19 protein-coding genes and 2 pseudogenes are annotated in these 25,482 nt (G+C 65.6%); 12 read left to right on the forward strand and 9 right to left on the reverse strand.

The features are described 5' to 3' along the window. The first annotated feature begins 74 nt into the window (after positions 1–74). The 3 genes and pseudogenes from ABZV00_RS29500 to ABZV00_RS29510 all read left to right on the forward strand — a co-directional run bounded on the left by ABZV00_RS29500 (position 75) and on the right by ABZV00_RS29510 (position 2,947). Positions 75–311: a hypothetical protein gene (locus tag ABZV00_RS29500; protein ID WP_355612059.1), complete on the forward strand. Its 237-nt coding sequence runs from the start codon at positions 75–77 to the stop codon at positions 309–311. 21 nt (positions 312–332) lie between these two features. Continuing rightward, positions 333–2,537: pseudogene (locus ABZV00_RS29505) on the forward strand (AAA family ATPase); the annotation flags it as partial. Further along, positions 2,534–2,947, forward strand: a complete 414-nt coding sequence (locus tag ABZV00_RS29510; RefSeq protein WP_355612061.1) for a hypothetical protein — start codon at positions 2,534–2,536, stop codon at positions 2,945–2,947. The pseudogene ABZV00_RS29505 and the gene ABZV00_RS29510, both read left to right, overlap by 4 nt. Before the next feature lie 208 nt (positions 2,948–3,155). On the opposite strand, the gene ABZV00_RS29515 is transcribed toward ABZV00_RS29510, so the two are convergent. Genes ABZV00_RS29515 through ABZV00_RS29530 form a run of 4 tightly spaced genes read right to left on the reverse strand, consistent with a single transcriptional unit; the run spans position 3,156 to position 4,352 of the window. Continuing rightward, a complete protein-coding gene (locus ABZV00_RS29515) occupies positions 3,156–3,566 on the reverse strand; it encodes a GIY-YIG nuclease family protein (RefSeq protein ID WP_355612064.1) in 411 nt (136 codons plus the stop codon). A gap of 11 nt (positions 3,567–3,577) precedes the next feature. Then, positions 3,578–3,841 carry a hypothetical protein gene (locus ABZV00_RS29520; RefSeq protein WP_355612066.1) on the reverse strand — a complete coding sequence of 88 codons (264 nt, stop codon included), beginning with the start codon at positions 3,839–3,841 and terminating at the stop codon, positions 3,578–3,580. Then, positions 3,838–4,101 carry a DivIVA domain-containing protein gene (locus ABZV00_RS29525; protein ID WP_355612069.1) on the reverse strand — a complete coding sequence of 88 codons (264 nt, stop codon included), beginning with the start codon at positions 4,099–4,101 and terminating at the stop codon, positions 3,838–3,840. Before ABZV00_RS29525 ends, ABZV00_RS29520 begins: the two co-directional genes overlap by 4 nt. Then, the gene (locus ABZV00_RS29530) at positions 4,101–4,352 is read right to left on the reverse strand and encodes a hypothetical protein (protein WP_355612072.1); all 252 of its coding nucleotides are present in this window, start codon (positions 4,350–4,352) and stop codon (positions 4,101–4,103) included. Before ABZV00_RS29530 ends, ABZV00_RS29525 begins: the two co-directional genes overlap by 1 nt. Before the next feature lie 421 nt (positions 4,353–4,773). Between ABZV00_RS29530 and ABZV00_RS29535 the strand changes: the two genes are divergently transcribed. The 3 genes from ABZV00_RS29535 (at position 4,774) to ABZV00_RS29545 (ending at position 6,585) form a co-directional block, all read left to right on the forward strand. Continuing rightward, entirely contained in the window at positions 4,774–5,016 is a 243-nt protein-coding gene (locus ABZV00_RS29535) for a winged helix-turn-helix domain-containing protein (RefSeq protein ID WP_355612075.1), read from the forward strand. 1 nt (position 5,017) lies between these two features. Continuing rightward, positions 5,018–5,290: a 3'-5' exonuclease gene (locus ABZV00_RS29540; protein ID WP_355612078.1), complete on the forward strand. Its 273-nt coding sequence runs from the start codon at positions 5,018–5,020 to the stop codon at positions 5,288–5,290. A gap of 185 nt (positions 5,291–5,475) precedes the next feature. Beyond that, on the forward strand, positions 5,476–6,585 hold the full coding sequence (locus ABZV00_RS29545; protein WP_355612081.1) for an IS630 family transposase: 1,110 nt from the start codon (positions 5,476–5,478) through the stop codon (positions 6,583–6,585). Positions 6,586–6,774: 189 nt separating this feature from the next. On the opposite strand, the gene ABZV00_RS29550 is transcribed toward ABZV00_RS29545, so the two are convergent. The 4 genes and pseudogenes from ABZV00_RS29550 to ABZV00_RS29565 form a co-directional block, all read right to left on the reverse strand. Further along, positions 6,775–7,818 carry a PD-(D/E)XK motif protein gene (locus tag ABZV00_RS29550; RefSeq protein ID WP_355612084.1) on the reverse strand — a complete coding sequence of 348 codons (1,044 nt, stop codon included), beginning with the start codon at positions 7,816–7,818 and terminating at the stop codon, positions 6,775–6,777. Then, positions 7,815–10,589: a Z1 domain-containing protein gene (locus ABZV00_RS29555; RefSeq protein ID WP_355612087.1), complete on the reverse strand. Its 2,775-nt coding sequence runs from the start codon at positions 10,587–10,589 to the stop codon at positions 7,815–7,817. Before ABZV00_RS29555 ends, ABZV00_RS29550 begins: the two co-directional genes overlap by 4 nt. Beyond that, the gene (locus ABZV00_RS29560) at positions 10,573–12,057 is read right to left on the reverse strand and encodes an ATP-binding protein (RefSeq protein ID WP_355612090.1); all 1,485 of its coding nucleotides are present in this window, start codon (positions 12,055–12,057) and stop codon (positions 10,573–10,575) included. Before ABZV00_RS29560 ends, ABZV00_RS29555 begins: the two co-directional genes overlap by 17 nt. Next, positions 12,057–13,357, reverse strand: a pseudogene (locus ABZV00_RS29565) (helicase). The gene ABZV00_RS29560 and the pseudogene ABZV00_RS29565 overlap by 1 nt, the downstream one beginning before the upstream one ends. 376 nt (positions 13,358–13,733) lie before the next feature. Between ABZV00_RS29565 and ABZV00_RS29570 the strand changes: the two are divergent. Together ABZV00_RS29570 and ABZV00_RS29575 are read left to right on the forward strand one after the other, a co-directional pair. Beyond that, the gene (locus ABZV00_RS29570; RefSeq protein WP_355612093.1) at positions 13,734–14,201 is read left to right on the forward strand and encodes a very short patch repair endonuclease; all 468 of its coding nucleotides are present in this window, start codon (positions 13,734–13,736) and stop codon (positions 14,199–14,201) included. 49 nt (positions 14,202–14,250) lie between these two features. Beyond that, positions 14,251–15,555 carry an ATP-binding protein gene (locus tag ABZV00_RS29575; protein ID WP_355612096.1) on the forward strand — a complete coding sequence of 435 codons (1,305 nt, stop codon included), beginning with the start codon at positions 14,251–14,253 and terminating at the stop codon, positions 15,553–15,555. A gap of 18 nt (positions 15,556–15,573) precedes the next feature. Here the strand turns inward: ABZV00_RS29575 and dcm are convergent, their stop codons facing one another. Beyond that, positions 15,574–17,730 carry a DNA (cytosine-5-)-methyltransferase gene (gene dcm, locus ABZV00_RS29580; protein ID WP_355612099.1) on the reverse strand — a complete coding sequence of 719 codons (2,157 nt, stop codon included), beginning with the start codon at positions 17,728–17,730 and terminating at the stop codon, positions 15,574–15,576. A 132-nt stretch (positions 17,731–17,862) separates the two neighbouring features. On the opposite strand from dcm, the gene ABZV00_RS29585 reads away from it, so the two are divergent. The 4 genes from ABZV00_RS29585 to ABZV00_RS29600 are packed head-to-tail and all read left to right on the forward strand — an operon-like array spanning position 17,863 to position 25,207. Then, positions 17,863–19,341 carry an ATP-binding protein gene (locus ABZV00_RS29585; protein WP_355612102.1) on the forward strand — a complete coding sequence of 493 codons (1,479 nt, stop codon included), beginning with the start codon at positions 17,863–17,865 and terminating at the stop codon, positions 19,339–19,341. 45 nt (positions 19,342–19,386) lie between these two features. Beyond that, complete coding sequence (locus ABZV00_RS29590) at positions 19,387–22,197, forward strand: Z1 domain-containing protein (protein ID WP_355612104.1); 2,811 nt, start codon at positions 19,387–19,389, stop codon at positions 22,195–22,197. Further along, positions 22,194–23,201 carry a PD-(D/E)XK motif protein gene (locus ABZV00_RS29595; protein ID WP_355612106.1) on the forward strand — a complete coding sequence of 336 codons (1,008 nt, stop codon included), beginning with the start codon at positions 22,194–22,196 and terminating at the stop codon, positions 23,199–23,201. Before ABZV00_RS29590 ends, ABZV00_RS29595 begins: the two co-directional genes overlap by 4 nt. Further along, positions 23,198–25,207 carry an AIPR family protein gene (locus ABZV00_RS29600; protein ID WP_355612108.1) on the forward strand — a complete coding sequence of 670 codons (2,010 nt, stop codon included), beginning with the start codon at positions 23,198–23,200 and terminating at the stop codon, positions 25,205–25,207. The genes ABZV00_RS29595 and ABZV00_RS29600 overlap by 4 nt, the downstream gene beginning before the upstream one ends. Positions 25,208–25,482: the final 275 nt, after the last annotated feature.

Raw genomic sequence — 25,482 nt, forward strand, 5'->3', positions numbered from 1 at the left:
CCAGCAATCCCCCGTAACCAGGATTGTTGACACGGGGAACACTACTTACGGTTACGCCTGGAAGGGAGACCCGCATGGCCTGGGACCAATCCCTACTTGACCAGGTTTTCGACCGGTTGGCTGAGAGCAACGTGGCCGACGACGTAATCGACCTCGTCCTTGCGGCCTACGTCGGCGACGCCGCCCTCGACGGAGTCCTCGCCGGCGAGGCCGTCGACCTCCCGCAGCGGGACCCCGCCCTCCGCTCACGGCCGCGACCGCTCTATTTGGAGTCCATCACCGTCGCGGGCTTCCGGGGCGTCGGTCCATAACAGGCTCTTCGGCTCCAGCCGCACGCCGGGCTCACCCTCGTTGTCGGCCGCAACGGCTCCGGCAAGTCCAGCTATGCGGAGGCCGTCGAGCTCGCCCTCACCGGCGACAGCGCCCGCTGGGCCGACCGCAACAGCGTCTTCAAGGACGGCTGGCGCAACCTGCACTGCGGGTCGCCGTGCGAGGTCGAGGTGCAGCTCCGCGCCGAGGGAGCCAGCAAGCCCATTCGCGTACGACGAAACTGGCACGACGAACACACCCAGGCCCACCAGGGCATCGGCAGCGTCCTGACGGACGACGGTGAGCGCTACACGGAGACGGCGGAGCTGGGCTGGCGCGAGCCACTCGACACGTACCGCCCCTTCCTCACCGCGAGCGATCTCGGCCGCCTCGTCACCTCCACCCCCAGTGGCCTCTTCGACGCCCTCGCACCGATCCTCGGCATGGATCCGGTCGTCGAGGCGGACAAGCGGCTGATGCGGGTCCGACGGGAGCTCAACGAGCAGATCACGTCGGTCAAGACGGCGCGCGATGCGCTGCGTACGGCGCTCGTCGGGGTCGACGACCATCGGGCGCAGGCCATCACCGCGCTCCTGGCGAAGCGAACCGTCGATCTCGACGCTCTCGACCAGCTACTCGCCGACGCCGGAAGCGACACCAACGACCCGCTCGCCGTGGCGGCCCGCCGCGTGGTCGCCGTCGCTCTCCCCGACCACGGGTACGCCATCGAGGTTGCGAACGAGCTCGCCGCTGCGACGGCCCAGAACGCGGAGCTCTCCACCACCCGCGCCGGCACCGCGGACCAGACGGCCCAAGTGCTCCGCATGGCCGTCGCCTTTCATGACGAGCACGGCGAGAGCCCCTGCCCGGTCTGCGGCAGCGGAGCACTGGATGCCGCCTGGCGCGCTCGCGCCGGCGACACTCTGGATCAGCTTCAGCGCGACACCGTCGCCGTTGACCAGGCGCACCGCCGGCTGCAGGACGCGCAGTCCCGCGCCGCGCGGCTGCTCGATCTCGACCGGCGGGTCAGCGCCGACGACCTGGAGGCGATGGCCGCCGCCCTCGACCAGCCCGAGGCGGTGAAGCGGTTCCGCACCAAGGCCGACGAGCTGCGCACCCCCGCTGCCGAACTCACCGCCGAGCAACTCGCGGCGCACCTACGGGCGGCGTATCCGCCGCTGGTCGAGGCGTTCGCGGCGGTGCAGGACGAGACGAGCGCCTGGCTGCGGCAGCGCCACGACGCCTGGCGTGAGCATGCCGCCTCGTTGCAGGACTGGCTCAACCGGGCCCGCACCGGCGCCGAGAACGACGCGAAGCTGAAGCGGGTCAACGCCGCCCGCGACTGGCTGCGGAGCGCGATCATCGCGCTGCGCGACCAGCGGTTCGAGCCCTTCGCCCAGCACTCACAGGAGATCTGGGACGAGCTGCGTCAGGAGAGCAACGTCGAGCTGAGTGGGATGCGGCTCGACGGCACCAACACCCGCCGCAAGATTTCCTTCCCGGCCAAGGTCGACGGCACCACGACATCCGCGATGGCGGTCATGAGCCAGGGCGAGCTCCAGGCGCTCGGCCTGTCCGTGTTCCTGCCCCGCGCCTGCGCCGACGACAGCCCGTTCCGGTTCGTCATCATCGACGACCCGGTGCAGAGCATGGACCCGTCGAAGGTCGACGGCCTGGCGCAGGTGCTGGCCGGCTTGGCGCAGACCCGGCAGGTCGTGGTGTTCACCCACGACAACCGGCTACCGGAAGCGATCCGCCGGCTGCGCATCGAGGCCACCATCTGGGCGGTCACCCGGCGCGACGAGTCGGTAATTGAGATCCGGAAGAACAGCGACCCGACCGAGCGGTACCTCAACGATGCCACCGCGATCCTCAAGGCGGAGGGGCTGGCCGACAACGCCCGCTACCCGCTGGTGTCCGGCTTCTGCCGGTCGGCGTTGGAGGCGGCGTGCCACGAGCGGATCCGACGGGAGCGCATCAGCCGCGGCGAACGGCACGGCGACGTCGAGGAACTCATCGAGAAGGCACTGACACTCAACCAGGTGGCCGCCCTGGCGCTCTTCGGTGACCTGCACCAGGGCGGCAAGGTTCTCAGCCGGCTCAACAAGTTCGGCGGGTGGGCCGGTGACGCGTTCCAGGCCTGCAAGCAGGGCGTACACAAGCCCGGAACGTTCGATCTTGAGGTGCTCGTCCGTGACTGCCGCCGCCTCGTCGAGGAGTTGCGATGACCACTCCGACCGCCGCCGCGGCGCAGAGCTGCCTGGACACCGCCGACCAGCTGCTGACCAGCGTCATGCGCGGTACGCGTGGCGCCTGGCCGCGCGCCTGCGCCTGGCTGCTCCGGCTAGCGTTGGAGACCGCGATGGACGACTACTGGCTGCGGTCGCGCCCGGAGATCGTTTCGATGCGCGCCCGGTCGCCCCAATTTCTCGTCCTTGACCGCTACGCTGGCCGGCACATCGCCGCCCGGGCCGGTTACGCATGGTCGGCGCTGTCCAGGGCGGGCCATCACCACAGCTACGAGCTCGGCCTCACCGCGGGCGAGCTCCGCCGACTGCGGGAGATGGTGGCAGCAGTGGTGCACGACCTGGCGCGCGCGCAGGTCGAGCAGGAACGGGGAGCCGATGACGGTGCTTGACGTGGAACGCCTCCGGCGCGTCGCAGCAGCTGCCGACCGCTGGGCCAAGTCCCTCATCGACACCTCGGGCAACAACCGCCTGCTCTACTACCGCAACCTGAAAGCCGGCACGCTCGCTCTGACCGGGGCTGACCCGATGGCCGTCACCCGTTCGCTGTCTGGCAAGCCGCAGACGCTCGGGCAGCTCCTTGGCTCGCTGCCGCCTCCGTTACTCGCCACCGCCTGCCGCGCGGCGGGGCCTGGGGATGTGCCGGTTGAAGCGCGGCTTCAGGGCCAGGACCAGGGCTTCCTTCGTACCCTCCGGGTTGTCGGTCTCCTCCCAGCGGACCTTGCACCGACCCAGCCAGCCCGCGATGTCGGCGGCTGACGCCGCATTGTCCGGGGTGTCGAGGAGTTGTCCGACCTGGTCGTGCAGCACCGACGAGTCGCGGTTGCCGTTCAGGTGCTGCCGGAGGCGATCCCGCAGACCCCGCCTGGTCCGGCCGACGTAGATGACCACGCCACCGTCGAGGACCACGTGCACGCCGGGGGCGCGGGGAGCGTCGGCGACGGTCTCCATGGTGTACGGCTGGGGAGCCGTGAAGCCGGCCAGCAGGTCGTCGTGGGTGGCGTCGGACATCCCCGGGGAGGCTACCGGCGTGGGCCCTCATCCGTGGCCCCGCAGGAGCCGTCGTGGTCGTCGCGGCGTCGGCAGCGGCCGGCTCCGTCGAGCTTGGCGTCACACCAGATTCGGGTACGCAGGAACTGCTGATCCTCCTCGCTGAGGGTGGTCTCACCGAAGTCGATGGCGGTGACGTGGCCGAGCAAGTCGCGTAGGGAGGCGGCGAGCGTGATGGCCCCGTCGAGGCTGGTCAGGGTGGTGGGAAGGTGGATGATCCAGCGGGGTGCGGTCATCGCTGCCACCGGCTGTTTGGTAAACCTGGATTTGTGTGGCGGCAGCCGGTGTGCCGGGACTGCCACTGCCGCAGCGCCTGCCGGATGCGTTCAGCCTCGGTGTTTGCCGTGGTCAGCTCGCGGTGCAGTCGCTCGAGTTCGTCGGCGACCTGGTTGAGGTAGGCGCGGACCTGGTCGGGGTCGAGGCCGCGCCAGCGGGTGTCGAAGGAGGCGACGCGGGCGTGGTGCGGCTGCAGGCGTTCCCCGGTTACGTAGATCATCACAGCGGCGCCTCCTGCTCTGCGGTGAGTGCGCGGATCTGCCGGTCAGTGAAGCCGCGTTGGTCGAGGACCCGGCGGCCCCAGCGGTCCAGCCTGCACGGGTGGGGTGCACGATCGTTGCGACACCGCGGACCGTCGGGCCACTGCTCGGCGACATGCACGGTGACCGCCTTAACGGCGAAGCCGATGTCTTCGGCGGTGACGTAGTGCGGTAGGGGTAGTTCGCCGAGGATCTCTTCGATCGAGTCCATGGCCCTCCTTGAACGGTTGTTACGGCGCCGAGGCGGGCGGGGTCGGTCGGTACGGCCGCGCGTCCGTACCCAACGGAGCCCAGCACCCACCCCGGGCCTGCTTCCTCATTCCGCAGCCGCTTCGAGCTGGGAAAAGATGTTCGAGACGTTGCTATTGGCGTCGGTGCTGCGTGCCCAGTCGCGGAGCTGAAGAGCTTCAGGCTCGGCGATGCCGGGACAGCTCTGACGACACGAGTAGCTCTGTCACAGCCGCTGCCCCGACACCTTCGGGCAATCACCCAAGGCGCGGGAAACCAAGCTGCCGAGCGAGGAAACCCGCGCCGACGACGTTAGGTGACGTACTTACCTAAGTCAACATGCATCTTGTAGTTGATGGCCTCCTCGTGCTCAAATCGAAGAGCCGAGCGAGGAGTGCCATCACATGCCCAACCGACCCGCGGACTATCTACGCGTCGTCAACGCCATCACAGAGCAGATCGAGAGCGGCGAGCTAACGCCAGGTGACAAGCTGCCCACGTACGCCCAGCTGGCCGAGCAGTACAAGGTCAGTGTTTCCACCGCGCAAGCGGCACTACGGATCCTTCGCGACCGGGGTCTTGTCGAAGGTCAACAGGGTAAAGGAACGTTCGTCGCCGACCGAGCTGCCAAGTCCTCTAACGGATGAGGTGCGGCAGTCCGAGGAAGCAGTTGCGGCCCTGGCCGCGGCAGGCCTCGACAACGTCCGACTCAAGGGCACCGGCCGCGGACGAGCGGAGGCGATCCAGGTGATGACGATGCACCGGGCAGAGGGGTTGGAGTTCCCTTGCGTGGCCGTCCAAGGAGCGAGCGCCGAGATGATGCCCCTCGCCGGCGCCTTGACGCCCGCCCGGGCGGATGCCGCTCGACACCGTCAGGACCAGATGCGCGAGCGTTCGCTGTTCTTCATCGCCTGGACCTAAAAGTGGCTGCGCGGCCTGACCCTCTACAAGGTCATCAGCGAGCTGCAACTACTCCTCGCCATCCGGCTCGGAGCATGCCCCACCTGTCACTGCAAAATCAGAACCATCCGCCGCGAACGAAGAGCGCCCACCTAACAAAGCACTACTAGTGTCCTGAGTCTTTGATTCATTGCTAGATTGATGGTGTGGGTGATGGTCGTGGTCCGAAGTTGGCGTTGCTGGCGTTGACCGCCGAGGAGCGGGACGTGTTGCAGGGCTGGGCTCGTCGGGGAAAGACGGCGCAGGCGTTGGCGTTGCGGGCGCGGATCGTGTTGGCGTGCGCGGATGGCCTGTCCAACAGCGAGGTCTCACGGCAGCTCGGGGCGTCGCTGCCGACGGTTGGTAAGTGGCGCAAGCGGTTCATCGTGCAGCGACTGGCAGGGCTGCAGGACGAGCCTCGTCCTGGCGCGCCGCGGAAGATTACCGACGCGCAGGTCGAGGCGGTCATCGTCAAGACCCTCGAAGAGGCGCCGTCCAGCCAGGATAGTCACTGGTCGACCCGGTCGATGGCGAAGGCGGCTGGGCTCAACCAGACGGCCGTGTCGCGGATCTGGCGGGCGTTCGGGCTCAAACCGCACCTGGTGGACACCTGGAAGCTGTCCACCGATCCGTTGTTCATCGACAAGGTTCGTGACGTGGTCGGGCTGTACCTCGATCCGCCGGACAAGGCGATGGTCCTCGCAGTCGACGAGAAGTCCCAGATGCAGGCCCTCGATCGCACCGCGCCGATGCTGCCGATGATGCCGGGCGCGCCTGAGCGCCGCACCCACGACTACGTGCGCCACGGCACCACCAGCCTGTTCGCCGCACTGGACATCGCCACCGGCAAGGTGATCGGCCAGCACCAGCGTCGGCACCGTCATCAGGAGTTCCTGCGCTTCCTCAAGACCATCGACGCCAGCACGCCGCCCGAGTTGGACCTGCACCTGATCTGCGACAACTACGCCACCCACAAGACCCCGGCGATCCGCACCTGGCTGGCTGCACATCCCCGCTTCCACCTGCACTTCACACCAACCTCCGGCAGCTGGCTCAACCTGGTCGAACGCTGGTTCGCTGAACTGACCAACCGCAAGCTCCGCCGCTCCACCCACCGCAGCGTCAAAGCCCTCGAAGACGACGTCAACGCCTGGATCGCGGCATGGAACAACAACCCGAAACCCTTTGTCTGGACCAAAACCGCCGACCAGATCCTCGACAACCTCGCCAACTACTGCACCCGAATCAATAAAGCTTCCAACGACTCAGCACACTAGGTTTCTGCAGCACCATCTGATTGGCTACCCAACCCACTGGGAACTTGGCCGGCGCGTCGAGGTGCACCGGCTGGGTCGACGGATGAACGACGTCCGGCTTGCCCTCTAGCAAATCCCACCCCTGTCGTCGACTGCACCCTGTCGCTGCCTGTTATGACGACCAGTCAAGTAAGGCTTTGGCGACAACCCTCACGGCTTCCCGGGTTCGCCGAGCACCCAGAGCCGCGAGTTGCAATTGGGACGGTCATCTATCATCCATGCGGCGCAGGAAGTCATATCAAGGGAATAAGCAATGTCATGAACTCCAGGCGGCAACTGCCGCGCAAAGAATGCGTTGGTGAGTCGCGGAAAACCTTCCCCAACTTCATACAGCACCTGGGAGGCTAGTCGCCAAGTCGTCAGGTACTTCCCACGGTCGGCAGGCGTCCACCCTACTGACGCAAGTCGCTGATCTAGTTCCTCAGCCGTCTCACTATCGTCAGCGGCTTGGCGCCGAGCGTCCTCAACGACGGCGTCAAGGCTCACGGCGCCCAGCGCGTCAGGGATGAAGCGCAGGGACAGGATGTGCAAAGCGCCCGTCTCGGGCTCGGCGAGCTGATCCAGCGAGTGAATGCGGTGAACGGTCGGCCCAGCCGGGGCGCCGCTCGTCTTGACCTCGGCTGAGATATCGGCGCATGCGAAATCGTGCCTGCCGCCTAGCGGACCAACCCACGAACGCACGGCGGGCAGATTGAGAACTGGGAGCCAGCGGGTCAGCAGCCAGAGCTCGCCAAGCAGGCCTAGCTCGGCCTCTCGGCCCAGTCCGTTGGGCGAGACAGACCAGAAACGCCGCCAACGCTCCACGACTCCCAGGACCGCTTCGACGTCCGGCGATGTCCGCTGCGCCAGCGTCCGAACCACATCTCTGCACAACGGCGAGAACAGCCTGTGTAGCGTGGCGTCGGAGCAGACGAGGTCTAGCCATTCGCCCTCCTCAGCGCCCCGCACTCTCAACCGACGGCGCTCGATTCGCAGCCCACGTACTGGCCGTATCACGCGGACGGGCGCTGCATTTGGAAGGCCTACGAGCAGATGCCGCCCGCCGGCAGCATCGACCCCAACTAAGACAGGACCGCCTGCCCAGCTTGCAACACGTCGCGCCTCGAGCGCCGCACTCGGCGGAATGGGGAGATCGGACCAGCGGCTGTCGAGGTCCTCCACATTCAAATCTGGCATGCTTGGATCCGTGGTCATCCGGTCACTGGTCCCGCAGACCCGACCACATATCGCACCGTTGCCAGACTGTCCGACGCTGGGAAAGCTATCGCCAGTCCAATGACTGTTAGCCCCTCACGCATCGGATCATCGAACAGCCGCCGCTTGGGCTCCTTCTTTCTGTCTGCGTTCGCGCTGACGTCCCGCGGCCTGCTCCACCGGCTGATGGGGTACAGCAGTAGCAAACCCTCCTCCGGAGGCCGCTGTTGACGTAGGGCGACCGAGTAGCTGACACCTCTCGCGGCAGCAGCCACAGCGCAAGCACGGTCCTCGTCGGTAAGTCCAATTTCCTCATCGCCGCCCCCTGGCTCACCGCGAGTAGCAGGGTTCACCAGCGAACCTATGCTCGCATCGGACGTCGCTTCCCGCGCACGGCTGATGCATGGCACCCTTCCCCAAGCGGCAATGTTAAGGTCCTCGTCACCCAGCTCAGGATCTAGGGCCCGACGACCGCGCACCGCCACGCGCCAGCGCACCAGTTCGTGGTGCTTTGCTTGGGCGGCGATGTACTCGCGTAGCTGGAGGGCGGAGCGAGCGGAATCCTCGTGCGTCTGGTACCCCTGCTCACCTCCAAGGAACTGTTCAATCGCACGCCAGTCAATGTCCTGCCATGCTGGTAGTCCGTCTGCACCAACAGCGTTCGGTGGTCCGAGGGAGGACAGGAACGCGCGCGTGGCTTCGAGGTTCTCCTGCAGCCAGGCACGGTCGTGTAGCCTGAACAAAATGGTCTGGGCGAGGATGCCTGAGTAGTCATAGCTGATCTCTCGAGCGGCACCCATTCGGTTTCTCGCAGTGATGCGCATGGTCTCGTGGGCCCGGATTCGGGGGGCGAAATCGCGTGGTGTCTTGCCGAGCACCTCGTATAGCCGAATCTCTCGGCGTAAATCTTCTTCCGCTGTCGCAAGGTCCCGAAATCGATCAGTCAGGTCACGCGTCGTCCAGAGCCGTGTCAGATCGACATAGTCCTCGCGGTAGCCGAACCAACGTCCCATCTGGAGCAAGGTGTCGAAGTAGTTGGCTCTTCGAACATAATATGAAACGAGAAGCCCTTCGATCGTCAGCCCGCGCGACAGCTTGTTTCCGCCCACGACCACGGCTCGCAGGTGCGGGTTGCGCTCATAATCAAGTTCGTCTGTGGAGCGGTTATGCAGGACGAGAACGGGCAGTTCGGTCCTGAATATCCTGGAGACCGCGTCCTCGATCTGGGAAAACTGCATCACTCGACTCTCGTCGACTCCTCGCGTTACCGGCTCGAACTCCTCCAGCCAGCGCTTTTCAAACTCAGCTCGGGTGTTGTCCTGGTCGTAACGCCACCGTTGTCTGAGCACGGCGAGCCGGTCGCGGACCAGAGCGGCTATGACATCTTGCTGGTACGTGTACTGGCTTCCGTGGACAAGCATGGCGGAGGCGGGAGCAGCCGCGACGCGGGTATCACGCGCTGCCATTGCCATGACGAAGTCCATCAGCGCGGTCTCTAGGCCTCTAGGCAGGCTGTCAACCGGCGGTGCTCCTCGGCTAGGAGCCAGCAGCCGAGCGTCGTGGTCTCCAACTCGCCGAATAACATCGAGGCCATGGACGTCCCTGCCGCCCTCGCCCGCAAGGGCAGCTCTGCCGAACAAGCGCTCGGCGCCGACATAACCGTGAGGTTGCGGTAGAGAAACGATGAAATCGCGTGGATACAGGTCCTCAGCTACCTCGCGGTCGAGCGCCTCGTGGTTGATGAGCACGTTGGCGAAGGGGGTGGCTGTGTACCCGACATAGCTGGCGCGCTTGAGGCGGTGTAGTAACCGGCGCACAAGGCCGTTGATGACGGACGGGTCAACTTCGTCCGCTTGGGCCTGAGCGCTAACTGCCTCCATGCTGTCCGCAGCCGCATCAATGTCCTCTGGCTGCAGATCGACAATCTCGTCAAGGGCCTGCCGGTTTCCACCAGTATTGATGCTGGCTTGGTCGGCCTCGTCGTCAATAACGAGAACCGGCGGACTGATTGGGGGACGGTCCTCAAGCCAGTTTACCAACCGTCGCAACACGCTCGCGTTCTTCTTCATTATCAAGATGAGGGGCACCGTGCCCTGCAGAAGGCTCGGGTCGACCGTCCCTGGATGGAAGTCCTGCCAGACTTCTGGGCCTGTCATGCGCACAATCTCACGGCCGGGCTCGGCTGTGCCAACTCCTCGTCGTTCGGCGGTCGCAGGCACCAGACCCAGCTCGTCTTCGAGTCGAAGCTGGGTCTGGCGCCGCAGGGAATTGTGCAGGCCGGACAGAACAATAACGATTCGATAGCCGGCATCATACGCCTTGGCAATCAGCGCCGAGAAGTTGGCCGTCTTACCACTTTGGACGTAGCCAATGACGAGACCGCGCACCTGAAAGCCGCTTGGGCCGCTTGGCCTGGGATCCTCGAGCATAGACAGGATCTTGTCAGTAGACGTGTCAAGCGCGTCGATGGTGCTCTCGCTGCGGCCCTTTTCAAGGAGGAGCCATTCACGTAGACGTGGCCAGTAGTATCCGTCTGCTGGGTCGTACTCGTCGAACCATTTCCGCGGCCCGCCGCTCGACAAGACAGCGACCGGTTCAAGAGTTACCCGATCGGCGTCCCAACGGGCCCTCACGTCCTCGCGCAGCTGTTCCGGAACGAAGGCCTCGAGGGCTTGTTCAAGTGCAACTCCGGTGCTGATCGCTGCGCGAACCGTCCGCAGATATACGTCGATGGAGAAAACACCAGGGCTGCTATCACCAACCGATTTCACTTGCCACCTCCGGCTCGCTCTGGCAAATCTCCTGACGAATTAGCGCAAGGGCTTCACTCTGCCCCACCTTGTCTGCCGCTCGTTGGAGCGCATCGGCCGCTTTGAGTGGCCCATCGCCCGTTCGCGGCCTCAGAGCTACACCAACGGAAAGGTGGGCAGGTGCCAACTCGGGCGGCATGGACATTCCTGCAGCTGGCGAAAGAGCGGCGGCGCCCTCGAGCACCCTTTCGTCCGTCGGTTGGCTCGTGGATCCGAACCCCTCGCCACCCCCGTTGCCGGCACCTGTCGGGGTAGCCCTGCCTTCCCCTTCCACCGGAGGCGAAGCCCGGGCTGCTCGACGCCGCGGGGACGAGGACTTACCGGCGGCTCTCCCGCCCACCCGATACTTCTCGTTCGCACGACTAGCAAGGAACCGGACCGGCAATACAAGCTGCTCTCGAAGTTGCTCTGGCAGCCGCACCCGCATCTTCGATATGTTGATTTCGAACGCGTCATCGAGGTCCGGCCAGAATTCTATCGCGGCGCGGGCCAGCTTGGTGTGCTCGTCCAATGTGCGCATGCCCGACCAGCCACCCGATTGGATCATCCGGTCGGCGCGATATATATAAAAGCCTTGCTGCCGGTTCCATTGCTTCGGGCCGCTCGTATGTTGCCAGGCAGCATCGCTGCTGAACTCACGCTGAGGCGGCAGCACGAATGGCTGGTAACGGACGAGGCCGTCACCTACCTTCAGGTCTTTTACCGGCAGATATTCCACTGCACCTTCGTGTCGCACGAACGGATCCCAGGCCTCTACATGGTTACCGTTGAGAGTGATGATGAGCTTCTTTCGACGCTTCGCCTCACCGCTGATGAATCTGCCGAACACCATACCTAGGTGAAGCTCCAGCCTGTGGGCGAGCTGCAAAAGATGACGCTTGGCCCACCCGCCCCAAGGATCGTTGAAGTTGAGAACCCTGTCTAGATCCTTCCAGATGACCACAGTCCCAGTCGACGTATGCAACGGCACGACCAGTTCGTTCGGCCTTTCGGCAGCTGGGAGGTGAAGGATTTCCCACCGGTCCGTGTCGATTACATGGTCCAAGTCGAGCTGGCGCACCTCAATTTGGCGACGTTCCTTGTTGGTTCGACTCGCGACACTAATTTGGCGGCACTGAGAGAGACTAGCCGTCTTGAGACCCAGCCCAAACTTCCCGAGATCCGCGCTCCCATAGTCTCGAGCGGCCCCCAGCCGCATTGCTTCAGAGATGTTCGCTCCCGCCATGCCGTCGCCGTCATCTGCTATGCGGACCCACGACTCAGGTCCGTCGAAGGCAATGGTGATATCAACACGGCCGGCATTGGCGGAGATGCTGTTGTCGACCAAGTCAGCGACGGCATTGACAAAGTCGTATCCAAGGTCCCTTAAGGAATTCGTTAGACGAGCGGCACTTGGGATCACCTCTTCTCGCCTGAGTCGATTCGACATCATCGCCCCTTCTGTTTTTGGGGAAAGCGGGGTTTGCTCTGACGCGCAAATCCGCCGCGACAAACGGACATGAACCCGAGTACCACCTGATTCACTTCCCAGCCGTCCGGGAAACTGACCGGGACGTTGAGGTGGACCGGCTCGCTCGACGGGTGGGCATCAAGCAGCTCGGCAATGCCCGCCCGCAACACCACATGCCCGGGCGTCAGCACGCACAACCGCCCCGAATCCAGGTCGAATGCAGTCGTGTCTCTCCATCCCGACAGCGGGTGCACGACGATCGTCATGGCGAACTCACGGCCTTGGAGCCAGTTGGCGGTTTCGACGATGATGCCCGCTCCAGTCTCACCGCGCTGCGCGCGGATGGCCGCCACCTGGTCGCTGGGTGCGGCCCCGACCGCGATTCTGTCCGCGGTGACCGGCGGACGCGGTAGGGGAGCTGGGCGCCTCCTCGGGCTGGGCGCTGCAGGAACTGCCGGCCCGGCACACCCTGCACACCGAGCGGGGGCGACATCGGCGTGTGCCGCCCTAGTGCTGCGAGTGCTGCCGCGGGGAGGGGTCCCCGTCTCCGAGCATGTGACAGCGCCCGGTCGTCGGGGCCTGTGCCAGCGCAGAACCCGGTGAACGGGTAGAACGCCGCCACCGGCGCCGTTGACATGGGCAGCCGCCACGACACCGGCAGCCGGTGTACCGGCAGCTCCGGCTTGTGCCGCATCAACACCGCCACCGCGGACTGCCCCGGATCCCAGGTCAGGCCCGCCCAGCGCCTGGCGCCGACCGTGGAGAACAGACCAAGCTCGCCGGGGTCACCGACGACCAGGGACCACCCGCACCTGCCGGCCAGACGCAGCAGAGATTCGGACCACATCTGGTACGCCTCGTCTACGATCGCCCCCGGCCAGAAGCCGTCGGTGAGGGTGGCCCACTTGGCCGCCGTACCGATGATGACGACCGGACCGCCGGGTTCGACGACCTTGGCGCCGAGGCGGACCGCCTCGTAGCCGTCGACCCGCTCGGACGGGTTGTAGTCGGTGGCCGAGAGCCGGCCGATGCTCAGCTCGGTCGCCTTCAGCGCCAAGCGGTCGATCAGGTCGTCGACCTGATCTTTGGTCTGCGCGATGATGATCAGCAGCTCGCTGGTTGCGGCCAGCTCGACGGCGGCGTGCAACACCAGGGTCGACTTACCGATCCCGGGCGGCGAGTCGACCACGACGCCCTTGTGGCCGCCGGACGGCAAGTCGGCCAGCACGGCCGTGACCACCCGCTCGGCTTCCACCGCAGGCGGAAGTTGGAGCTCAATGGGTACCGTCACCGTTCCTCCATCACTGACGGCGTGCAGGAACAGTACCGATTGAGGTCCCAGAGGCGGGACCCCATTCACTCCCTGATGAGCCGGCCGAGACTCGTCGCCCGCGGGCTCGAACAGTGATATTGCCTGAGGCAACAAGCTGCCGCAGGGAAGCCCTTGGCGCGAGGTCAGGCGCCCTGACCTGCGGAGTCAGTGTGCTGGCGGCTCTACCCGAGCTCTCCTGAGCTCGGATCAGGAGCAGGCGTTGCATCGATGAATGCGGCAAGTGTCCAGGATCTGACACCGCTAGGGTTATTCGACGTGGGTGATAGGGATGACGGGTGATGCAGGCACTCCGGACGCCTCGGCAGTGGGCGAGGTTGTCGCGATGAGCGACGGCGGGCGTCCGCATGCTGATCGCCGGCCACCTCCTCTGAGCGAAGCGGTCTCGAACCAGATGAAGCGGATGCGCCGAGCCTCGACGAAGCCGGAACTGCTCATCCGTAGAGAGCTGCATCGTCGCGGTCTGCGGTTCAGGATCAATTACCCGGCGCTGCCCGGCCGGCCCGACATCGCGTTCACCAGAGCACGTCTGGCCGTCTTCGTTGACGGCTGTTTCTGGCATCGGTGCCCACAGCATGCGGTGATGCCCAAGAACAACCGCGACTGGTGGGAGGCGAAGCTGGCACGCAACGTTGAACGAGACCGCGAGAAGGATGTTGCCTTGTCAGAGCTCGGTTGGGAGGTTCGGCACTACTGGGAGCACGAGGATCCCGCCGCGGTGGCGGACGAGGTCGAGCGGACGTGGCGGCACCTGCTGACCATGCCGCCAAGGCGTTGCAAGATCACCACGTAGGTTGTGACATCCTGGTCGTCATCAGGGACGAGTGGACGGAGGTGGGCGGATGCCCAGCAAGGCGTGGTTCGACGTAGCACCCTCGGCTGCGCGCCTCACCGGCTCGCTGCGCGACATCGGTTACGACTTCCCGACCGCCGTGGCGGACATCGTCGACAACAGCGTGGCCGCAGGCGCGACCCGAGTCGAGATCATGATCGAGTTCGCCGGATCAAGGTCCCGGGTCTATATCGGCGACGACGGGCATGGGATGTCCCCCGGCGCCCTGCTGGAGGGGCTCCGGCTTGGCACGCGTCGCGCCTACACGACAGGAGAACTCGGCCGCTATGGACTGGGCCTCAAGACGGCGTCCTTGTCGCAGTGCCGATCTGTGGCGGTGATCTCCCGCAACACGCCGGATGTGGTGCGGACGTGTGCTCGGGTTCTGGATCTGGACGTGGTCGAGGAATGGGACCAATGGGTTGTGGTCGACCCCGGCGCCGACCCCGATGTCGCCAGAGCCAAGCAGTGGTTGGCGGAGGGCACTGGGACCGTTGTCCTTTGGCGGGACCTCGACCGTGTGCTGCCGGAAAAGCGTCCTGAGGGCGGCTGGGCGCGCCGACGCCTCGACACGTTGGCGGCGAAGACAGCTGAGCACCTCGGCATCGTGTTCCACCGGTTCCTCGAGGGAGTGGATGGGCGAACTCCGCTGGTGATCACGGTCAACGGCCAGAAAGTGCGGGCGTGGAATCCCTTCGCACCAGAGGAGGCCGGCCGGTCCGAGCTCCCGGCACAGCGCTTTGAGATCGCGGTGGGAGATGTCGCAGGCCATGTGGATCTCCGGCGCTTCATCCTTCCTTCTCGGGACCGGTTTTCCAGTCCGAGCGAGTTCGAACGGCTGTCCGGTCCGCTGAACTGGAACAGGCAACAGGGTCTCTATGTCTACCGGGCGGATCGACTCGTGCAGTGGGGCGGTTGGAGCGCCATTCGTGGCATCGACGAGCATACGAAGATGGCCCGTGCCTCCCTCGACTTCAGCACCGACCTCGATTCGGCTTTCAACATCAACGTGGCCAAGATGAAGGTGGCACTGCCCGCCCAACTACGGCAGATGCTGGAGGCACCTGTCAACGAGCTGTGCATCTACGCGAACGACGCCTACCGTCGGAGCGCACGCCCGAAGACCAAGCCTGCGCCGACGCATCTCAACGCCTCCGCGGACATGCGAGCAGCCACGCAGGCCACGGCCACTGCTGGACTGGCGCTGCGTGCTGCCGCTATGCAGGCCGGCGAGTGGGACGCGTGGCAGCGGATCGCGGCTTCCCTGTGCAGGCAGACGCCGGAGATCGCGCAAGCGCTGGGTCTCGACAGCTGAGGGGCCAGCAGTCGCGGATCAGAACAGCCGCAGCGGATCCGCCCGGGACTCGGCGCACAGCTTCTGCAGCGGGCAGGCGTTGCACTCCGGTTCCACAGGGCGGCAGAGGCTGTTCGCCAGCTCGACCAGTCCGAGGTGTGCCCGCCGTGCGTCGCTGTCGGCGCCGATCATCCGCGCAATTTCGAGTCGGCCGTCCGTGAGCCGGTTGCGGCGGTCAACGGGGGCGCCGCTGAAACGGGCGGCAACCCGCAGGACGCCCTTGGTCACGAGGACCGGTTCCTCCGAGTCCTCCTCGCCGCGTGCGGCAACGGTGAGGATGGCGAGGTCAGCCACAGCGTCCGTCAGTCCTGGCACCTGGCGCAGCTCGTCGTCCTCCCGGAGCAGCTCGGGCTTCTCGGCCAAGCGTCCGGCCAGTTCCAGGATCGCGCCGGTCCGCTGCGGCCGGGACGCCCATTTGCTGATCTCCACGAGCTCGGCCTCCGCAAGCACCGTGTCCTGCGGCTCGCGCCACCGCGCAAGCAGCGGCCAGATGAAGCGCACGACCTCGGCCGGGGCGCGGTCGAGTAGCATCTCGGCCTGGATGACCTGCCAGCGTGTCTCGGCCCTCAGCCAGGGCAGGCCGCGTACGGCAGCGGCGTCGAACCACTCGGCCAGCATCGCAGCCACGTCCTGTGTCGTGGCTGCCACCGGATGGGGATCGTCGAGTGCTGCGCGTACCGCGCGGGCAAGGTGTTCCCCGAGCAGTGGCGGCACGGCGTTGCCGATCTGACGGAACGCCGCGGACGGCGGGCCGGCGAAGCGGAACGAGTCCGGGAAGGTCTGCAGTCGCGCCGCTTCGCGAACGGTGATGGTGCGGTTCTGCCGAGGGTGTATGTACCAGTAGCCGTCCTTGGCGATGTGCGCGGTGATGGTCCGCGACAGGTTGTTCTCGTCGAGTCGCTTGTACTTGTCGTCGAAGATGTCCTCGCGGTACCGCTTGACCTCATCCGGAAGGTCGCGGTAGCGCGTGGTGGGGTCCATGGCTTCGAAGGCTCGGGCGTCGTCCTCGCGGACCGGACGGGTGATGTGGTCAAAGACCTTGTGCTCGTCGCCTGCGGGGACGGCTTGGCGCATCCGCCGCTGGAACTCGCTCTGGGGCCCCTCGTAGTCGCTCCAGCCCTCGGCGCCGCCTTCGGGTCGCCATCCCCCCTCGACCGGGGGAAGGTCCCCGATGGCGTTCCAGACGGTCACCCTCTCCCGCTGTTCCTCGGGCCAGGCGAAGGCTGCGCCGTCCTGCAGAGCCACCAGAATCAGCCGCTGGCGGAACTGAGGAACTCCGTAGCGGAAGGTTTCCACCGACCGTTCCTCGACGGAGTACCCGATCGACTCAAGCTCGTGGACCATGGTGCGGAGAATGAACATCTCCTTGTCCAGCGCCATGTCCGGCACGTTCTCCATCAGGACGGCACGGGGGCGAGCGGTACGGGCGATCTCAAGGAAGGAACGCCACAGGTCACGGCGCTCGTCGCGCGGGTCGCGAAGCCCTTGGCGGACCCGGTGTCGGATCTTTGAACGTCCCGCCTTTGAGAAGGGTTGGCAGGGTGGACCACCGGCGAGCAGCTCGATCCCGGCGGCCCTCATCAGCTCAGCGACCTGTTGCACCCGGTCGGGGTCGCCCAGGTCCCAGTCAACGCTGAGTCCGCCGTGGTGGTGGCGATGCGTCTCGATCGCTTCCTCATCGTGGTCAACCGCGAGCACGACGTCGTAGCCGGCAGCCTGGAGGCCGAGGCTCAGGCCGCCGGCTCCACTGAACAGGTCGGCGGCGAGGCGGCCACCCTCAGCTCGGAGCTTCGAAGCGAGGGAGACCAGTTCCTGGGGCTCGGAGCATGCGTTGGTGTGCGGCGCCAAACGGACGAAAGGACCACGAACCAGTTTGACCCCGTACCCACGGCGACGGACGGGGGCGGCGGGCTGGTCTTCGCGGGTCACGATCAGGCAGGTTACCGCCAAGAAGCCCCACCGGCCGAACCCCCGCACGGCGCCGTCCTGTCCTTTCCAGGCGTCAGGGGTGTCGCCGACAGGACCGTTGACCCGAGCAACTTTCGTCCTTACGGTTTGAAATTGCGGGGACGAAAGGGGCAACGTATCGCAAATAGCAAGAACATGGTCTTTGCCTCTCTGTGAGCAGAGCCTCACCTCCCTATACTCCCGCTATTCGTCGCGGTTCCATGTCACACCGACGCTCCGGTGGGTTCCGACCGTGTCGACAGCAACAGATGCGACGTACGGTGCCGGAGAGCTCCGTGCACTGACGGGGGCCGACCTGCTTTGAGCTATGACATCGCCAACCCTGATCCCGCCGGCACGATCACTTCGCTGAGGTCGCTCGGGTACAGCGTCGAGGCAGCGGTGGCGGATCTCGTTGACAACAGTGTCTCCGCCGACGCCCGCCGCATCGACGTCTTCTTCACCTGGGCCGGGCCTGCCTCGTGGGTGGCAGTGGTGGACGACGGCCGAGGCATGACGGCCGGGGAACTCGTCACCGCGATGACCGTGGCGGCGCGAGGCTCCTACCAGGCTCGCGCGGCAGACGATCTCGGCCGCTTTGGCATGGGCCTCAAGAGTGCATCCTTCTCTCAGGCCGCCCGGCTCACGGTCGCCACGCGGACGGAGGCTGACGCCGACGAGGCCGTCCGGACGTGGGACCTTTCCGTGGTCTCCGAGACCAGCGAGTGGCGTCTGCTGCACGGCACCGACGAGGAGACCGGCACGATTCTGAAGCAGCTGCGGTCCGACCGCAGCGCCGGGACGACAGTCATCTGGCGGAATCTGCACCGCTTCGATGTCGACGGTCTGACGGCCGAGGACACCCGGGCGCAGAAGCAGTTCTACACCGAGGCCAACCGGGTCGAGGAACACCTCGGCATGGTGTTCGCCCGGTTCCTCACGGGCAGGAACCGCATCACGCTTACGGTCAACGGCACTCCGGTCAGGGCGTGGGATCCGTTTCTCAGTGGCCACCCGTCGATTCAGCGGCTACCCGCCGAGGAAGTGCCGGTCGGTGCCCACACCGTGCGCATCGAGCCGTTCATCCTCCCGCATCCGAAGAAGCTCAGTCCGGAGCAGCAGGAACAGTCGGCGGGGCCCGGAGGCTGGCTCGATCAGCAGGGCTTCTACGTGTACCGGCGCGACCGGCTCATCCTGGCCGGTGACTGGTTGGGCATCCGCGCCTTCCGCCGGGACGAGCGGTACAACCTCGCTCGCATCGTCGTCGAAGTGCCGGCGGAGGCCGATGCCGACTGGGCCATCGACGTGCGAAAGTCCACGGCGGTGCCGCCGGTAGGCGCTCGCCGTCATCTGCAGCGGATCGGTACGGCGACCCGGAGCAGAGCTGCGGAGGTGCTCAGCCACCGAGGACGGATTGCTGCACGGGAGCACGGCGCCGAGTTCATCTACGCGTGGCGGGTCGACAAGCGCGACGGCAACATCCGCTGCCGTATCAATCGCGACCACCCCCTTGTGCGGGAGGTGTTGCAGGGCGGCCCTGACGCGGCGATCGACGCCAAGGCTCTGATAAGGCTGCTCGAGGAGACGGTGCCGGTGGCGGCGCTGCGGATCATGCACGACGGCGACGTCACCGACGATCCGGAGCCCTTCCTCGGGGCGGCCCCGAAGGAGGTGGGAGACGTGGCGAACCGTATCTACGCCGCCTTCGTCGCTCAAGGCCGTACTCCGAGGGAGGCCAAGGAGCGGCTCGCACTCATGCCGCCCTTCGACCAGTTCGACGGTTTCTGGCAGCAGCGTTGACGGCTCTACCGCCGACCGCCACATCAGACCAACCGGGAGGGCCACATGACGGTGCAGACGCACGACGACGATGACGGGATGCCGCAGGCCATCCGGCTGGTACTCGCGTTCCTACCGCAGGACCGCCAGGCGACTCCGCACGAGCTGGGCGACGCCGTCAACATGGTCTGCGCGATGCAGCAGGCCCGGGGTCAGACCCTCGACCGGGAGCTGCTGCTCAAGGAGATCCAGGCCCGGGTGGCGGTCTGGCAGGACGATTCGGTGGGGTTGAAGGACGACCGGAATCACATCGAGTGGCTTTCCGAGGCCCAGCTGGACCGCAGCTGGGAGTTCTGGGACCGCTACCGCCGGTATCTCGAGGACGTCCGCCTCATGCCACCACGGGTCGTACGTCGGTTGGACCAGAGCACCGACCGCATCCTGCGACAGCTGGAGGACCCGCGGCGCCCGGGCTCCTGGCGGCGTACGGGACTGGTGGTGGGTCAGGTCCAGTCGGGCAAGACCGGCAACTACATCGGGTTGGCCTGCAAGGCGGCCGATGCCGGCTACAAACTGATCGTGATCCTCGCTGGGATCCACAACAGCCTGCGTAGCCAGACCCAGTTGCGCGTCGACGAAGGGCTGCTCGGCTTCGACACCCAGTACCAGCAGCGCTACGACGAGAACAAGAACACCGCGCGGATCGGTGTGGGCGTGATGCCGGGAGTGAAGCGGCTGAAGATCGCCTCACTGACGAACAGCGCCGAGGGCGGTGACTTCCGGCGGCACGTGGCGAGCAACCTCAACCTTCCGATCGGCGACTACCCCGTCGTCCTGGTGATCAAGAAGCACCAGAGCATCCTCGAGTACGTGCGAAAGTGGATCGTCGAGGTCGAGGGTGAACCGACCGGTGACGGCGTGACCAAGGTCGTGCGGGACGTTCCACTGCTGGTCATCGACGACGAGGCGGACCACGCGTCCATCGACACGACGAAGGACGACGACGCTGATCCGACCAGGATCAACGCGTCCATCAGGCACCTGCTGAACAGCTTCGACAAGGCGGCCTACGTCGGCTACACCGCCACGCCGTTCGCGAACATCTACATCAGGCCGGACGCTGATCACGAGAAGTTTGGGCTTGATCTGTTTCCGGACAGCTTCATCGAGAGCCTGCCCGCACCGTCCAACTACCTCGGCCCCGAGCGGATGTTCGGCCTCCGTGTGGACGACCCGGACGAGGACGACGTAGAGGCGCTGCCGATCTTTCGCGCCGTCCACGATCATGAAGCCTGGATGCCGCGTCGTCACAAGAAGGAGTGGGTACCGCCGGAGAGCCTCCCCGCGTCGCTCCGTCAGGCGCTGGACGCCTTCGTGCTCAGCTGCGCCGCTCGCCGCGCCAGGGGACAAAGCAGGCAGCACAACTCGATGCTGGTTCACGTGACCAGATTCATGAATGTGCAGAACCTGGTCCGCGAGCAGATCGACGAATACATCGGCCTCATGAGTGACCGGCTACGCGACAGCATGGGCGGTGAGGCCGCCGAGGTCCTCGCTCAGCTCCGTGAGCTGTGGAACCGTGACTTCGCACCAACCAGTGCGAAATTTCCGTCCGAGGAGGCCGTCCCGCTCTCGTGGAATGACGTGCAGAAGGAACTCCGTCCTGCGCTGCTGAAGATCGAAGTCCGAGCGATCAACGGCAGCTCCCGGGACGCTCTTGAGTACTACGAACACAGGCGGACGGGCGTGTCCGTCATCGCCATCGGCGGCAACAAGCTGTCCCGCGGCCTCACGCTGGAAGGGCTGAGCGTCAGCTACTACCTTCGCGCGTCAAACACGTACGACACTCTCCTCCAGATGGGGCGTTGGTTCGGCTACCGACCCGGCTACGAGGACCTCTGCCGGCTGTACACCACCCCCGACCTTTGCGACGCATACGCGGAGATCACTGCTGCCGACAACGAGCTCCGCCGAGAATTTGAGGAGATGTCGGCCCTCGGTGAGACGCCGGAGCGGTTCGGCCTGAGGGTCCGCGCGTCTTCGGCCGGACTCGCGGTGACGGCCGCCAACAAGATGCGCCGCGGTGTCAAGGTGCGACTGAGCTACTCCGGCGAGCTGCCGGAGACCACGATCTTCAGCCTGCGACCGGAGGCGCTCCGACGCAACCTCAACAACCTGGAGCGCTTCGTCACGTTGTTGGATGGTGGGTCCAAGCCGAACACCGATGGCAAGAGCCTGGTGTGGCGGGATGTCACACCAGCCGAGATAGTCGATGGCTTCCTTGATGGCTATGTCGCCGACCGCGGCTCTTACCGGGTTCGGCCGGCCTTCATCGCTGAGTACGTCCGGCGTTGCGCCGCGTTCGGGGAGTTGTCGCGCTGGACGGTGCGCCTGGTCGGCACTCCAGGCGGTCGAGAACTAGAAATTGGCGATTACAGATTCGGACTCGTCACCCGACGACCACCAAAGGTGGAGGGCGTTGAGCGTCCGATCGAAGGCGACCGGTTCATTATCAAGCGTGTGCTGAACCCCGCTGACGAGAGCAGGGATCTCGCACCCGAGCTGCGCGAACTGGCTCTGCAGGCCACGAGAGCCGCCCGCCGGGCCTCGGTCGAGCGCAGGAAGAAGGAGTACAAGGAACCGGACGTACCAACCGGGCAGTCGCTGCGGAGGTTTCGCCCCGCGCATGAGCCGCTGCTCATGGTCTATCCGATCGAACATCCCCAGCAGACCCCCGATCGGGACCGACTTCCTGTTGTCGGCTTCGCCATCAGCTTCCCGTTCTCGGAGCATCCGACGGAGACGGAGTACGTGGTCAACGAGATCTGGAAGCAGCAGGAGATCGATTACTACGACGATGAGGACCCTGACGAGTGAGAATCGGCGAGGAGGACTGGGCTCCTCTCGAGGCTGAGCATCACCCGTACGGGATCGTCGCCCGGCGCCTGTTCCAACGGTCGCGGCATGACATCTTTCTGGCTGTTCAGCAGCCGACGGGGCGCCGGGTGCTGCTCTTCCGGGCACCGGCTGCTGCCGCCGAGACGGTGGCAGAACGGCATCCGGTCCTGCCCAGCACCCGGGGTCTGGCGATGCAGTTCGCAACAGCTCCCGACGGAGCCTCGGAGCTGCGGGTCGTTCTCACGGCGGACCATCGCCGGGAGGTCTTCAATCCGCTGATCGCCGACATTGCCACGACGGCTCAGGCGACGGACGGGCCCGTCGAGGCGCTGACTGCTGCCATCGACCGCTTCGAGCATTGGCGTCACCTGCTCCAGTCCATCGGAGACAGCGGACTGGGCACCGAGGTACGCCGCGGGCTCTTCGGGGAGCTGGTCGTGCTGCGGGACCACGTCCTCCCCGCTGTCGGAGCGGAAGCCGGGATGTCAGCGTGGCGGGGGCCGGCGGGTGCCAACCAGGACTTCGAGCTGCAGACGTGCGCCATCGAGGTCAAGACCGGGACGGGTAAGAACCCTCGGAGCATTGTCATCGCCAGTGAGCGCCAGCTCGATGACACGGGCACGGGTCATCTGCTCCTGGCTTACCTCTCCATCGACGAGCGGCGAGGTGGCTCAGGCGAGTCGCTCAATGCCGTCGTCGCATCCACGCGAGAGGCGATGATGACGGCCGCAGCGCGGGCGGAGTTCGACGACATGCTAGTCAGAGCGGGCTACCTCTCGGAACACCGGCACCTGTACGACGAGAACCGCTACACGGTCCGGCAGACGAACTTCTGGCACGTCACCGGCGACTTCCCACGCATCACTGAGGCCGATCTCCGGCCCGGTGTGGGGGACTGCCGCTACCGCATCAGCACTGTCGGACTGGACCAGTACGGTGTCTCCGCTGAGCGGGTCGCCTGCATCGTGAAGGGGGAGGCATGAGCCAGACCAGCCTGTCGGCCTACGCCCAAAATCTCGTCGCCGACGTGCTCGCCACGGCGGAGGCGGAGAATGCGACCGCTCCGGACACCTTCACCCGCCGGGCGCTGGACGAACTTGAGCAGGCCGGTGAGGTCGAGAACACGTTCACCGCCTATCACAAGGCCCTCGGTCTGGAAGTCAACGGCTACGGCACCAATGAGTCGCTGGGCACCCTGGACCTGTTCATCACCCATTTCACCCTCCAGCCCGAGGAAGGTCGGCTCCCACGGGCCCAAGCGGAGACGCTGTTCAAGCGCCTCGTGACCTTCGTACGGAAATGCCGGGACGGCCTCGCGCGGGACATCGACGAGTCCTCCGACGTGCACGACATGTGTGTCGCAGTGGAAAAGGCGCTGTCGGACGCTCCTCGCATCCGCCTCTTCCTCCTGACCGACATGGTCAGCGCGGCCTCGACCCTTCCGCCGGGCGAGCTGGACGGCCTGAAGGTCTCCCATGAGGTGTGGGACCTGAACCGCCTTCACCGCCTGGCCTCCTCCGGGACGCTCAGCGAACCCATTGCGGTCGACTTCGACCCGCCGCTGCCCTGCCTGGCAACCCCTGAAACGGACCGGAACTACTCCGTTTTCCTGGCCATCATCCCCGGTCAGAAGCTCGCGGACCTCTACGGCCAGCACGGCACCCGTCTTCTGGAGCTGAACGTACGTTCGTTTCTGCAGACCAAGGGCGGGGTGAACCGGGGCATTCGCGACACCCTGTTGCACAATCCCGACCGCTTCCTCGCCTACAACAATGGGATCACCGCTACGGCCTCCACTGTGGAGTTCACCGAGCTCTTCGGGGGCGGGCAGGCGATCAGCCGAATCCACGACCTTCAGATCGTGAACGGCGGCCAGACCACGGCCTCGATCCACTACGCGCACACGAGGGACAAGGCCGACCTCAGTCTGGTCCACGTGCAGATGAAGCTGACCCGGGTTTCTCCGGACCGGCTGCAGGAGATCGTTCCGGAAATCTCCAAGTACTCGAACACGCAGAACAAGGTCACCGTGGTCGACTTCAGCTCGAACCACTCCCTCCACGTGGGGATCGAGCAGGTCACCCGGTCGCTCTGGGCTCCAGCCGCGGACGGGAGCGGACAGGAGACCCGCTGGTTCTACGAGCGCGCCCGCGGTCAGTACACCGACGCCTTGGCCCGCGAGCGTACGCCCGCAAACCAGCGCAAGTTCAAGAGCCTTCACCCCCTCGGCCAGAAATTCACGAAGGCTGACGCCGCCAAGTTCATCCACTCCTGGGCGGGCCTCCCCTACCTGGTCAGCAGAGGAGCCGAGAAGAACTTCCGCGAGCTGATGATGCGGATGGGGGACAACGTTCCAGAGGTCAACCTCAGCTTCTGTCAGCGGCTGATTGCCAAGGCGATCCTGTTCAAGGCGACCGACAAGATTGTGGCCACCCGCGACTTCGGTGGCTACAAGATCAACATCACGTCATACTCCGTCGCGCGTATTGCCGAGGCGACCAACCGGCGCATCGACTTGGACCGGATCTGGCGAGAGCAGGGCCTCACCCCAGCCCTCGCCGCAGCACTCGACGAGCTGTGCGTGCCCGTCCGGGAGGTGATCGTCAACCCACGCCGGGGCGGCACCAACATCGGCGAATGGGCAAAGCGCCCCGACTGCTGGGAGGCCGTCCTCGCCATCCCGTGGACGGTGCCGGACGACCTCGCCGCGGAACTCGCTGACCAACCTCTCGAGGACAGCGCTCCGACCGCCTTGGACGACACCACCACTGGTGATGTCGCCTCGGTCATGGCCAGCCCCGCACCTGAGTGGTTCGCCGTGGCGCGTTGGGCGAAGGAGACCCGCAACCTGCAGCCGTGGCAACGCCAGTTGGCCGAGACGGTGGGTCGGTATGTCAACAACAGTTGGACGGTCACCGATAAGCAGGCATCTCAGGCGCTTCGCCTCATGGACGAGGCGAAGCGGCTCGGATTCCACGCCAACTTCTGATAAGCAACTGTGCTCGACGTTGAGCACCGGCAACGAACGGACAACTGTGACCAGCACGGCATTCGGGGATCTCCCTCCTGAGGCTTACCACGACGCGCCTTGGACTCGGCTGCTGCCCTGGCTGGCCCCATACACGCCGGCGACAGCGCGCGAACTCACGGACCTGACTCCTTCGCCTGACTGGTGGATCACCGAGTCGCCGGCCGTCACGACGATGACTGCTGAGCACGAGACACTGTGCCGTCACCTCGCCCGGCTGTTCGTCGTCCGTCATT

Origin of the sequence: Micromonospora sp. NPDC005173 (genome assembly GCF_040608515.1) — a bacterium.
GTDB lineage: Bacteria > Actinomycetota > Actinomycetes > Mycobacteriales > Micromonosporaceae > Micromonospora.